Below are 11,707 nucleotides of genomic sequence, written 5' to 3'. Positions count from 1 at the left end.
CCATGCTTGCCTTGCAGAGAGGAAGGAGAAGGACCACATTCCTTTCCGAAGAAAGGTCTCTAACCATGCAGAACATTCGCTCCATCTTCCTCATGCTTGCCGGCGCCACCGTTTTCGTGGCCATGCTGCTTTTCACCTTTTCGGTGACGCTCGCCGTTGGCGGCATCCTGACCGTGCTCATGGTCGGACGCGCGCTTTCGATGAAGATGAAGCCTGCTCCGGTCCGCGCCAAGGCAAACAATGGTAAGCGCGAGATGCGCGTGTGGAACGACGGCCGCGGCACGATCATCGATCTCTGATCACCTTTTCGCTAAAAATTTGGTTCGCTGAAAAAATTCGGCCGACCCTGTCGGATCACGCTTCCATGCTGCGTCCTTGAAGCAGCCAGGCATTCAGCCGGCGCTCAAAAACGAATGGAGGACAAGCATGGATGCGACGACAGAGAGCAACCCGACCAAGATGCCACCGGTCAAGAACGGCCTGCTGCCCTATCTGACGGTCGACGGCGCGGTGAAAGCTGCGGAATTCTACAAGAAGGCTTTCGGCGCCGAAGAGGCCTATCTCGTGCCGGTCGACGAGAGCGGCAGAACGATGCATGTGCATCTCTACATCAACGGCAGCTCCCTCATGCTGTCGGATGCCTATCCTGACTACGGCCATCCCTTCAAAGGCCATGAAGGCTTCGCCATTCAGCTGATCATCGACGATATCGATTTCTGGTGGGATCGCGCGGTTGCTGCCGGCGCCGAAGTCGTCATGCCGGTCGAACTGATGTTCTGGGGCGACCGCTATGGCCAGCTTCGTGATCCGTTCGGCGTCCTCTGGGGGTTGAACGCACCATCCAAATAGGGACAGCCGCAATCGGCGGACCGCGCGAAACGTCGCGTGGCCGCCATCTGTGAAAGATTCTCCTTCATTTCGGCGAAAAACTGGACTAGATGCAAATTCAGGAAGTAGATTTGCTGAAATGGAGCATGGGTCATGGATAAATTCGTGAAGCTCACGGGCGTTGCAGCGCCTCTGCCGGTCGTCAACGTCGACACCGACATGATCATTCCGAAGGATTATCTGAAGACGATCAAGCGCACCGGCCTCGGCACCGGCCTCTTCGCGGAGGCTCGTTATAACGAAGACGGCTCAGAAAACCCGGATTTCGTGCTGAACAAGCCGGCCTATCGCGATGCCAAGATCCTGGTTGCCGGCGACAATTTCGGTTGCGGCTCCTCGCGCGAGCACGCGCCTTGGGCGCTTCTGGATTTCGGCATCCGCTGCGTTATTTCGACCAGCTTCGCCGATATTTTCTACAACAACTGTTTCAAGAACGGCATCCTGCCGATCAAGGTCAGCCAGGAAGATCTCGACAAGCTGATGGACGACGCCTCGCGCGGCTCCAACGCCATCCTGACCGTCGACCTCGAAAACCTCGAGATTACCGGCCCCGATGGTGGCTTGATCAAGTTCGATCTCGACGAGTTCAAGCGTCACTGCCTGTTGAACGGCCTCGATGATATCGGCCTGACCTTGGAAAAGGGCAAGGCGATCGACAGCTTCGAAAAGAAGAACGCCGCTTCGCACCCTTGGGCAGCCTGAGCCGTTCCAATCGGTTACCGCATCAAGCCGGGCTTACGCCCGGCTTTTTCTTTGGTGTGGGTCAAAGAAATTTTTCTTTCCAGCCCCTGAGTTGGTCGAGCGACACGCCGATGCCGCCGCAGACTTCGATAAGCGGATTATCGAAGCGCTGAAGCAGCCCGGCATGTACATCGGCAACCGCAAGGGCCGCACCGCAAGCCGGCTCGACCAGAATGCGCTGCGCATCGGCAAATTTCAGGCAGGCGGCAACGGCATCGGCGTCGCTGACGAGAACACTTTCGATCGGATGCTGCTTCGGCAGGTCGAAGACATGCTGCGCCACCTGCCTCGCCCCGAGCGAATTGGCAATCGAGGTAATGGCGGGAAGGGTGATGCGCTCATTCGCCCTGAGGCTGGCATGGAGCGAGGCCGCCCCTTCCGTTTCGACGGCGATAACAGGCACATCGGAAAGCCCGTTACGCTTCAACCCCTCGACGATGCCGGCAAGCAGCCCTCCGCCGCCGACGCTGGTGACCACGCAATCGAATTTTGCCCCTTTCGCCACCACCTCGTCGATCAGCGTGGCATGGCCATCCCACAGAAGCGGATGGTCGAAGGGGTGCACATAGGTTGCCTTGCGGCTCCGGGCGAGTTCGACCGCATGGGCATTGGCCTCATCGAAAACCGAACCATGAACGAGGACATTCGCGCCCGTTGCGGCAATCGTCTGCCGTACGTCGGCCGCCGTCGTCTCCGGCACGACGATTGTGACCGGCACACCAAGCGCCCGGCCGGCATAAGCGGCCGCAATGCCGGCATTGCCGCCGGAAGCGCAGAAGATTTCGCGCGCCCCATTTTCCACCTCGTGCTGGCAAAGCCGGCCAACGCCGCGCAGCTTGAAGCTTCCGGAAGGCTGCAGCGCATCGAGCTTCAGCCAGAGCGGTTTGCCGCTGGCGCTGTAGCCAGGTGCGGTCTGGAGCAAGGGCGTGTCGAGGTGGAGAGGCGCGAAAGGCATGGAAACCATCCAGGATAAAGATAGGGTCACCGTTCTAATCCGTTTGCGGACGCAGGAGCAACCGTCGCGGCTCGGAACGAAGCGTACCGATTCACCGCTTCTGTCGCTTGAAATGCCCATTTCCGGGGTCTAAGAAACCGCAACTTGTTTTTCCCAGGAGGGTTTCATGACAGCGCGCAATCTTTTCCTGCTGCCGGGTGACGGCATCGGTCCCGAGGCCATGGGCGAGGTCCGCAAGATCATCGCCTATATGAACGAGGCGATGAATGCCGGTTTCGTCACCGACGAAGGCCTTGTCGGCGGCTGCGCCTATGATGCGCATGGCGCTGCCATCTCGGAAGCCGACATGCAGAAGGCGCTTGCCGCCGATGCCGTTCTGTTCGGCGCCGTCGGCGGCCCGAAATGGGATAGCGTGCCTTACGAAGTGCGCCCGGAAGCTGGCCTGCTGCGCCTGCGCAAGGATCTGCAGCTCTTTGCAAACCTGCGCCCCGCCATTTGCTATCCGGCCCTTGCTGCGGCCTCGTCGCTGAAGCCGGAACTGGTCGAAGGCCTCGATATTCTGATCATCCGCGAGCTGACGGGCGGCGTCTATTTCGGCGAACCGAAGGAAATCATCGACCTCGGCAACGGCCAGAAGCGCGGCATCGACACGCAGGTCTACGATACCTATGAGATCGAGCGCATCGCCGGCGTCGCCTTCGAAATGGCCCGCACGCGGCAGAATCGCGTCTGCTCCATGGAAAAGCGCAACGTCATGAAGTCGGGCGTGCTCTGGAACCAGGTGGTGACCGAGACGCATAAGGCAAAATATTCCGACGTCCAGCTCGAGCACATGCTGGCCGATGCCGGCGGCATGCAGCTGGTGCGCCAGCCAAAGCAGTTCGACGTCATCGTCACCGACAACCTCTTCGGTGATATGCTCTCCGACGTCGCCGCCATGCTGACCGGTTCGCTCGGCATGCTGCCGTCGGCCTCGCTCGGCGCGCCCGACGGCAAGACCGGCAAGCGCAAGGCGCTCTACGAGCCTGTGCACGGCTCGGCACCCGACATCGCCGGCAAGGGCATCGCCAATCCGATCGCCATGATCGCCTCCTTCGCCATGTGCCTGCGTTACTCCTTCAATCTGGTGAAGGAAGCCGACGATCTGGAAAAGGCGATCGCCAACGTGCTCGACAAGGGCATTCGCACCGGCGACATCATGGCCGATGGCGCAAGGCAGGTCGGCACCGTCGAAATGGGCGATGCCATCCTCGCCGAGTTCAAGACGCTTTCCGCCTGATATTTCACGTGAAACAGTTCCGGCCCTTCGCATCGCGCATGCGGAGGGCTTTTTCATTGCGGGCGGTGAAGCACGTCCCGCTTGGTCGAATTATCTAAAACGGACTATTCTCGGCCACAATCTCGTGTATTTTTGCGCCGGATTTCAATCAGCGCGTAACCCGAAGTCGGAGCAATTTTCGATGAAGGATCATGCGTCAATTCAAATAATCGAGCGTCCTTAGCGTGTCCTGTTGGACGCGTGGCGCTCTAGGCCAAATTCGAACGGACGACGAAATGCGGGCATTTTGGGCTTCCCTGGACAGGCGCTGGCGCCGGAGCGACGTCGGCATGCCGCCTTTGCGCTGGCAGGCCTGCCTCTTCGTCACGATCAATGCCGTGATCCTTTCGATGCTGCTCTTCGACGCGCCGATCGGCGCCAGCCAAGCTCCCGCGCCGGTGAAACACCTCGGCGAGCTGCTGACCGGTTTCGGCGATTCCGCCTGGCTGATCTACACCAGCATCCTGCTGTTCTTTCAGGGCAGGGCGGGTTACAAGCTTTTGAAGACGGCGCGCTCCAAGGCGCAGGCGCTTTATGTCAGCTGGATCGGCGCCTATCTCTTCGCCACCGTCGTCTTCTCAGGGCTTCTCGCCAATCTGCTGAAGCGTGCGATCGGCAGGGCGCGTCCCGATCATTTCCACGACTACGGCATGTTTTCCTTCGCGCCCTTTTCGGGCCATTCCGTTTTCGAAAGTTTCCCGTCCGGCCATGCCACCACGGTCGGCGCCTTCTTCGCCGCCTTCGCGCTGCTGTTTCCGCGCTATCGCGTCGCCTTCATCGCCTGCGCTATCTGGCTCGGCATGACGCGTGTCATGGTCGGCGCCCATTACCCGAGCGATGTCATCGCCGGCCTTGCCTTCGGCGGCTGGTTCTCACTGCTGACGGCGATCGTCTTTGCCCGCTGCGGCTTGCTCTTCAAGCTGGCGCCGGATGGCTGGCCGCTCTCGAAGCAGCTGTTTCGCTCGGCATAATTCCTTAAAACGGAATCAATTTAAGGATAAAATTATGCAGCAATTCAAAATGTTACAGCGTCCTTTGCACGTCCGAAAAGACGTGCGGCGCCGTCAAATGGAAAAGCCCGGCGCCTTGTAAGCGCCGGGCCTTTTTTTCAGGCTTGAAGGACGCGAATGCGTCATCAATCCATTGCGTGGATATCCCTGTTCTTCGTTTCCGGCAGGAAGATCAGGCCGATCACCAGCGTGATTGCAGCAAAGACGATCGGATACCAGAGACCATAGTAGATATCGCCCGCGGCAGCGCTCATCGCGAAGGCCGTCGCCGGTAGCAGGCCACCGAACCAGCCGTTGCCGATGTGATAGGGCAGCGACATGCCGGTATAGCGGATGCGGGTCGGGAAAAGCTCGACCAGCAGAGCGGCGATCGGGCCGTAGACCATCGTCACATAGAGGACGAGGACGAACAGCACGGCGATCGTGCCGATCCAATTGACGCGGGCGGGATCGGCGGTCATGGCGAAAGTGCCGCCATTGGCGATGTTGTAGACCGCCATGTCGGTGACGCCGTTGGCCTCCTCCGCCGTCAGCAGCTTGCCTTCGACCAGCTTGGCCGCCGGCATGGTTTCCTTCTCGCCGGCGCGCACGGTATCGGCGTTGAGCGCCAGTTCAGGATTGGCGGCGATGAAGGCATCGAGCTTGGCATCCGGCACCTTGGCGACACCGCGCTTCAGCGGATAGCCAGCGTCCTGAAGCGCAATGTTCACGCTTTTTTCGAAGGCCGCAGTCATGCCCTTCGCCTTGTCGCCGGCGGCAGCGACGTCGAAGCTCGGGATCGTCGCGTTGCCGACCTTCACCGTTGCCGGCTGTCCGGCGGTACCGGGCACGACGTCGTAGGGCACCGAGTTCTTGGTCAGGAACGCCGTCGCCACGTCGCAAGAGCTGGTGAACTTCGCCGTGCCGGTCGGGTTGAACTGGAACCTGCAGTCCGCCGGATCAGCTGTCACCGTTGCCCGAATCGAAGCCTGCGCTTCGGCTAGCGCCGGGTTTGCCGTCCAGGTCATCGCCTTGAACAGCGGATGATAGGTCACCGCCGCAATGAGAAGGCCTGCCATGATGATCGGCTTGCGGCCGATCTTGTCGGAGAGGCCGCCGAAGATGACGAAGAACGGCGTGCCGAGGAGAAGTGCGATGGCGACCATGACATTGGCCGAGAACAGGTCCACCTTCAGCACGTTCTGCAGGAAGAACAGTGCATAGAACTGGCCGCCGTACCAGACGACCGCCTGGCCCATGGTAGCGCCGAGCAGCGCGATGATCGCGATCTTGGCATTTTTCCATGTCCCGAAGGCTTCGGTCAGTGGCGCCTTGGAGCCCTTGCCTTCCGCCTTCATGCGCTGGAACGCCGGCGATTCGTTCATCTTCAGGCGGATCCAGACGGAAATGCCGAGCAGAACGACCGAGACCAGGAACGGAATGCGCCAGCCCCAGGCAGCGAACTGAGCCGCACCCATCAGATATTGAACAAGGACGATGACGATCAGCGACAGGAACAGGCCGAGCGTCGCCGTCGTCTGGATCCACGAGGTGAAATAGCCGCGGCGCCCGTTCGGCGCATGTTCGGCGACATAGGTTGCCGCACCGCCATATTCACCGCCCAGCGCCAGACCCTGGAGCAGGCGAAGCGCGATCAGGATGATCGGGGCTGCGATACCGATGGTGGCGGCACCCGGCAGAATGCCGACGAGGAAGGTCGACAGACCCATGATCATGATCGTCACCAGGAAGGTGTATTTACGGCCGACGAGATCGCCGAGACGGCCGAACACCAGCGCGCCGAAGGGGCGGACTAGGAAGCCGGCGGCAAAGGCGAGCAGCGTGAAGATGTTACGCGTTGCCTCGGGATATTGGGTGAAATAGGTCGCACCGATATAGGTGGCGAGCGAACCATAGAGATAGAAATCGTACCATTCGAAAACGGTGCCCAGCGAAGAGGCGAAGATGACCTTCTTCTCCTCGCCGGTCATCGGACCGGCCTTCGCGCCGTCGATGCTTGCGACATTTGCCATTGTTTGTCCTCCACAGAGTGATGATCAACGCGCGCGGCCTACTTCTCCTCAAAGCATACCCCTGGCCACGACACGCCTGACGGGAGTGTGCCAGAAACGACAGATCAAAAAGAGAGAGGCTTTCGGATTATGACTTTAGTCTAATGAGACCACGTTCCGTCGTCCCCATCGGGCCGCTGCGTAGCCTCCTACCAGCAATGCTATTTTGGAGGCGGAAGGTTCTGCTGCTTTACGAAGCAGACCTGCTAAGCCCTCAGCGCCTGCACCGGAGATTGCGGCGGCAGGCGGAAGCAGCCTCCTCACGCAAAAACCTTGACTCCTGTGGAAAACCTTCTAAGAGCAACAGCGGAAAAGGAATCTCCATGGTTCGCGACGAACACGCCATTGCTGATTGCAGTGACCGGGCACGAGTTGCCGGGGTGGACATTGCCGTTCCGGTTTCTTCCAAAACCAAGGCCAAAACGACGACGAAAACCGTCTGACGTCTCTGGCCTGCCGCTCTCTCCCCGGCTCGGCTGGGGACAGGAAGACGCGATTAATCGCGCCTTTCCCCTCACCGGACAAGAGGAGAGAAGAGAAAGAGAGCTTGAGAAATGGGTTTCAAAGTAGCAGTTGCGGGAGCGACCGGAAATGTCGGCCGGGAGATGCTCAACATCCTCTCCGAGCGAGGCTTCCCCGCCGATGAGGTCGTGGCACTCGCCTCCTCGCGTTCGCAGGGCACCGAGGTTTCCTACGGTGACCGGACGCTGAAGGTCTCCAATCTGGAGAATTACGATTTCTCCGATACAGACATATGCCTGATGTCGGCCGGCGGCGAGGTCTCCAAGAAGTTCTCCCCGAAGATCGGCCAGCAGGGTTGCATCGTCATCGACAATTCCTCGGCCTGGCGCTACGACGCCGACGTGCCGCTGATCGTGCCGGAAGTGAACCCGGATGCCATCAGCCAGTTCACCAAGCGCAACATCATCGCCAATCCGAATTGCTCGACCGCCCAGCTGGTGGTGGCGTTGAAGCCGCTGCACGACTTCGCTAAGATCAAGCGCGTCGTCATCTCGACCTACCAGTCGGTCTCCGGCGCCGGCAAGGACGGCATGGACGAGCTCTTCAACCAGACGCGCGCCGTCTTCGTCGCCGATCCGATCGAGAACAAGAAGTTCACCAAGCGTATTGCCTTCAATGTCATCCCGCACATCGACGTCTTCATGGAGGACGGCTATACCAAGGAAGAGTGGAAGGTGCTGGCCGAGACGAAGAAGATGCTCGACCCGAAGATCAAGGTGACCTGCACCGCGGTACGCGTGCCGGTTTTCATCGGTCATTCGGAATCGGTCAACATCGAATTCGAAAACGAGATCACCGCCGACCAGGCCCGCGACATCCTGCGCGATGCACCGGGCTGCCTCGTCATCGACAAGCGCGAGGATGGCGGCTACATCACGCCATATGAATCCGCCGGCGAGGATGCGACCTACATCTCGCGCATCCGCGAGGATGCGACGGTCGAAAACGGCCTCAACATCTGGGTGGTCTCCGACAATCTGCGCAAGGGCGCTGCGTTGAACGCCATCCAGATCGCCGAGTTGCTCGTCAATCGTGGTCTCGTCAAGCCGCGCAAGCAGGCCGCCTGATACCATTTGTAAACCATAATATGCTAAAGCCCTGCCGATGATGAAGGCAGGGCTTTTTGCCGAATTGTGGACGCTTCTGTCCATAAGCGTTTGCTGAAAAAGGTGATCGTGACAAGATCGCCTTCGGCTGGCATTCTGCCCGGCATCAAGCCAAGCATGCCGTCCAAAACCGTGCAGCGGTTCGGGACAGCGACATGAACAGAACGAAGACTTTGAGCGCGTCGCATGGCCCTGATCGGCTGCGGCGCGCTTCAGTAGATCGGAAGCGGGGTTTCTCATGCGCATGACAACATTCTTTCTGGCGGCGTTTACGGCGGCGGGCGTCCTCCACGCGCTGCCGGCAGCGGCCCAGGGCGCTCAATGCGGCAATAATAGCAGCGGTTTCGGTGCATGGGTCGCCGATTTCAAGCAGGAAGCAGCAGCTAACGGCGTCAGCCGCTCGGTCCTCGACCGCGCCTTCGCCAACGTCAATTACAACAGGCCGACGATCTCCGCCGACCGCGGCCAGAAGAGCTTCAAGCTCTCCTTCGACGCTTTCATGCAGAAGCGCGGCGGTGCCACGATCATCTCCCGCGGTCGCAGCATGAAGGCTGCCAATAAGGCGCTTTTTGCCTCGATCGAGCGCCGTTTCGGCGTTCCGGCCGGCCCGCTGATTGCAATCTGGGGCATGGAGACCGGTTTCGGCAGCTATATGGGCAACCAGCATACGCTGTCGGCTGTTTCGACCCTTGCCTATGACTGCCGTCGTTCGGAATATTTCACCGACCAGCTCTATGCAGCACTCCAGCTCGTCTCCGAGGGTTATCTGAGCCCACAGGCCAAGGGCGCTGCCCATGGTGAAATCGGCCAGACGCAGTTTCTGCCGCGCAATGTCGTGCGCTTCGGCGCCGACGGCGACGGCAACGGCCGCGTCGACATGGTCGGCTCCCGCGCCGATGCGCTGGCCTCGACGGCGAATTTCCTCAAAGGCCACGGCTGGCGCGCCGGCGCCGGCTATCAGCCTGGAGAGCCGAATTTCGTCGCCATCCAGGGCTGGAACGCCGCCAGCGTCTACCAGCAGGCGATCGCCTATATCGGTCAGCAGATCGACGGCAGATAAGACCGATAAAATACGCCAAAACGCCGCTGCGATATGCGGCGTTTTTCATTTCGGCGCGCGTTTGACTAGATCCTCGAAGTTCCGGTTGGTGGCTTCATTTGCTCGTCCGGCGCATCCAAAACTCGCCGTCACCTTGCGAACATCGCCGCTCGGCAGGGGATATCCGCCGCCTCGATCGCCAGCCGTACGCGCTCGGCAACGATTGCCGCATCGTCATAAACTGGCATGTCCCTAGATTTCGGGACGAATGAAGTCGCGTGTCTCGGCGTCCATGACCCAGAGTTCACCGGTCGAAATGTCGAACCAGGCACCGTGGAGATGAATCTTTCCCGCCTCCTCGAGCGCCTTGATGTCGGGAAAGCTTCTGAGATTGTTGATCGAATTGCGAATGGAGACACGCTCCAGCGCCGTTTGCCGCTCGGCGGCCGTCATCACGTCGTTACTCTGGATCTGCTCGGCGGCGGGTTTGACCAGCGACATCCAGCGGCCGATGAAATCGCCGGGCGACAATGGCTCGGCATTCGGATCAAGCGCCGAGCGGATGCCGCCGCAGCGGCCATGGCCCATCACCACGATATCTGAGACCTTCAGCACCTGCACGGCAAATTCGAGTGCGGCCGAGGTCGAATGAAAATGACCGTCCGGCTCGTAGGGCGGCACCATGTTGGCGACGTTGCGGATGACGAAGAGCTCGCCCGGGCCGACATCGAAGATCAGCTCCGGTGCCGCGCGCGAATCCGAACAGGCAATGACAAGCGTATGGGGATTCTGACCGTTTTCGGCAAGCTGCCGATACCTGTCGCGGGCGTCGGCATAACGCCCGTTCATGAAGTTGCGATAGCCGTCCAGAAGGGGATTTGGAAAACGCTGCATGCGTCTGGATTAGCGCGCGCCGAAGACAAGATCAACTGCTGCACCGCAAAATGAACATATTGGCAGATGCGTCATTTTTTCCGCCGCTGCGCCGGGTGCACGAGCCGGCGCATCTGCACCATGGCCATCGGCGTCGAAAGGCTGGAAGCGTCGCTTGCCAGCATCAACTCGTTGCTGCCGCGCTTGACGGCACGCGCAAGCACCTCGAAGACGCTGGCGGTGGCAAGCTGCAGCGCCTTTTCGTCCTCGATCCCGGAAAGCAAGCGCGACAGGAAGACCGCGGCGATGAGGTCGCCGAGACCATTCGGCGGGTTGTCGACGACGCGATGCTCGGCAAGAAGGGCGTGACGGCCGGAAAGATAGAGATTGCCGGTACCGCCCGCCATCATCGGCACCGCCGAAGTGACGAGCATGCGCGATGGTCCGAGCGCCAGCGCCGCCTCCATGATCGCGCTGTTGTCTTCGAGGGCTGCCCCCGAAAGCCATGCGAGCTCGTAGCGGTTCGGCGTCGCGAGCGAGGCGAGCGGAATGAGATGGTCACGAATGGCCTCAGCAGTCGCTTCCGGCACGTAAAGACCGCCAAGATCGCCCATGACGGGATCGCAGACATAGAGCAGCTCGGGATTGTTTTGCCTCAACGCACCGATCAGCCGGGCGACGGAGCGCGCCTGGGCGGCATTGCCGAAATAGCCCGAAAGCACCGCCTTGACTTCGCCGATCCAGGGCGCGCGGATCAGATCGTCGATTGCCGCATCGAAATCCGTTTCCGCAAAAGTCAGACGCGTCGAGCGGCCGTGGCCGGGATGCCAGGGCAGCACGATGGTCGGCAGAGCCCAGACCGGATGACCGAGTGTCTCCAGCGCAAAGACGGCTGCCCGGTTTCCGACCGAGCCCCGCACCACATGGCTGGAAATGACGATGACTGCGCCCGCTGCATTTTCCGACATGATATCCAAGATCCGAATGATGACCGCGTTTGATGATCTTTTTGACGCCACGCTGTCAACCATTCTTCATGCGGGCGTGGAAATGTTCGGCGGAACGAATGACCGGAAGACGGGACTTTTGCTTTCGCTTGGTGGAGAAGGCGGAAAATCTCTTACGATTTCTCGTTTCCAGCGCCAAAAAGCGTCAAAACAATCCTTCGGACCTCTCTTTTAGAGATTTTTTCGAAGAATCTTCT

The 11,707-nt window shown here is 60.1% G+C and carries 13 protein-coding genes and 1 pseudogene; 9 read left to right on the top strand and 5 right to left on the bottom strand.

The window, feature by feature from the left end; translation table 11 throughout:
• The first annotated feature begins 65 nt into the window (after positions 1-65).
• The 3 genes from RWJ89_RS18355 to leuD all read left to right on the top strand — a co-directional run bounded on the left by RWJ89_RS18355 (position 66) and on the right by leuD (position 1,590).
• Positions 66-299 (top strand): hypothetical protein, encoded by a 234-nt coding sequence (locus RWJ89_RS18355; protein WP_077977998.1) that lies wholly within the window; start codon positions 66-68, stop codon positions 297-299.
• 127 nt (positions 300-426) lie between these two features.
• Positions 427-849, top strand: a complete 423-nt coding sequence (locus RWJ89_RS18350) for a VOC family protein (RefSeq protein WP_027668007.1) — start codon at positions 427-429, stop codon at positions 847-849.
• Positions 850-981: 132 nt separating this feature from the next.
• Positions 982-1,590, top strand: a complete 609-nt coding sequence (gene leuD, locus RWJ89_RS18345; RefSeq protein ID WP_003543984.1) for a 3-isopropylmalate dehydratase small subunit — start codon at positions 982-984, stop codon at positions 1,588-1,590.
• 61 nt (positions 1,591-1,651) lie between these two features.
• Here leuD and RWJ89_RS18340 read toward each other — a convergent pair whose 3' ends face one another.
• On the bottom strand, positions 1,652-2,584 hold the full coding sequence (locus RWJ89_RS18340) for a pyridoxal-phosphate dependent enzyme (protein WP_168284501.1): 933 nt from the start codon (positions 2,582-2,584) through the stop codon (positions 1,652-1,654).
• A 166-nt stretch (positions 2,585-2,750) separates the two neighbouring features.
• On the opposite strand from RWJ89_RS18340, the gene leuB reads away from it, so the two are divergent.
• Together leuB and lpxE are read left to right on the top strand one after the other, a co-directional pair.
• Positions 2,751-3,863 (top strand): 3-isopropylmalate dehydrogenase, encoded by a 1,113-nt coding sequence (leuB, locus tag RWJ89_RS18335; protein ID WP_003543987.1) that lies wholly within the window; start codon positions 2,751-2,753, stop codon positions 3,861-3,863.
• 275 nt (positions 3,864-4,138) lie between these two features.
• Complete coding sequence (lpxE, locus tag RWJ89_RS18330) at positions 4,139-4,873, top strand: lipid A 1-phosphatase LpxE (RefSeq protein ID WP_168284500.1); 735 nt, start codon at positions 4,139-4,141, stop codon at positions 4,871-4,873.
• A gap of 164 nt (positions 4,874-5,037) precedes the next feature.
• On the opposite strand, the gene RWJ89_RS18325 is transcribed toward lpxE, so the two are convergent.
• Positions 5,038-6,924 carry an MFS transporter gene (locus tag RWJ89_RS18325; protein WP_316031220.1) on the bottom strand — a complete coding sequence of 629 codons (1,887 nt, stop codon included), beginning with the start codon at positions 6,922-6,924 and terminating at the stop codon, positions 5,038-5,040.
• Positions 6,925-7,196: 272 nt separating this feature from the next.
• Here RWJ89_RS18325 and RWJ89_RS18320 point away from each other — a divergent pair, with 272 nt between their 5' ends.
• From RWJ89_RS18320 to RWJ89_RS18310, 3 genes are all read left to right on the top strand, one after another.
• Positions 7,197-7,406 (top strand): hypothetical protein, encoded by a 210-nt coding sequence (locus RWJ89_RS18320; RefSeq protein ID WP_168284498.1) that lies wholly within the window; start codon positions 7,197-7,199, stop codon positions 7,404-7,406.
• A 111-nt stretch (positions 7,407-7,517) separates the two neighbouring features.
• Positions 7,518-8,552 carry an aspartate-semialdehyde dehydrogenase gene (locus tag RWJ89_RS18315; protein WP_012759513.1) on the top strand — a complete coding sequence of 345 codons (1,035 nt, stop codon included), beginning with the start codon at positions 7,518-7,520 and terminating at the stop codon, positions 8,550-8,552.
• 277 nt (positions 8,553-8,829) lie between these two features.
• Positions 8,830-9,651, top strand: a complete 822-nt coding sequence (locus RWJ89_RS18310) for a lytic murein transglycosylase (protein ID WP_168273023.1) — start codon at positions 8,830-8,832, stop codon at positions 9,649-9,651.
• Between the two features lie 54 nt (positions 9,652-9,705).
• On the opposite strand, the pseudogene RWJ89_RS18305 reads toward RWJ89_RS18310, so the two are convergent.
• The 3 genes and pseudogenes from RWJ89_RS18305 to pdxY all read right to left on the bottom strand — a co-directional run.
• Positions 9,706-9,866: pseudogene (locus tag RWJ89_RS18305) on the bottom strand (GGDEF domain-containing protein); the annotation flags it as partial.
• A 16-nt stretch (positions 9,867-9,882) separates the two neighbouring features.
• Complete coding sequence (locus tag RWJ89_RS18300; RefSeq protein ID WP_020052196.1) at positions 9,883-10,524, bottom strand: carbonic anhydrase; 642 nt, start codon at positions 10,522-10,524, stop codon at positions 9,883-9,885.
• Between the two features lie 71 nt (positions 10,525-10,595).
• Positions 10,596-11,471 (bottom strand): pyridoxal kinase PdxY, encoded by an 876-nt coding sequence (gene pdxY / locus RWJ89_RS18295; protein WP_062940004.1) that lies wholly within the window; start codon positions 11,469-11,471, stop codon positions 10,596-10,598.
• Here pdxY and RWJ89_RS18290 point away from each other — a divergent pair.
• Positions 11,443-11,685: a hypothetical protein gene (locus RWJ89_RS18290; protein WP_246621891.1), complete on the top strand. Its 243-nt coding sequence runs from the start codon at positions 11,443-11,445 to the stop codon at positions 11,683-11,685. The genes pdxY and RWJ89_RS18290 overlap by 29 nt on opposite strands.
• Positions 11,686-11,707: the final 22 nt, after the last annotated feature.

The organism is Rhizobium sp. 10PS4 (assembly GCF_032464805.1).
Classification (GTDB): domain Bacteria; phylum Pseudomonadota; class Alphaproteobacteria; order Rhizobiales; family Rhizobiaceae; genus Rhizobium; species Rhizobium laguerreae.
The sequence above is the reverse complement of the archived record's forward strand: the minus strand, read 5'-3'. Positions and strand labels throughout refer to the sequence as shown.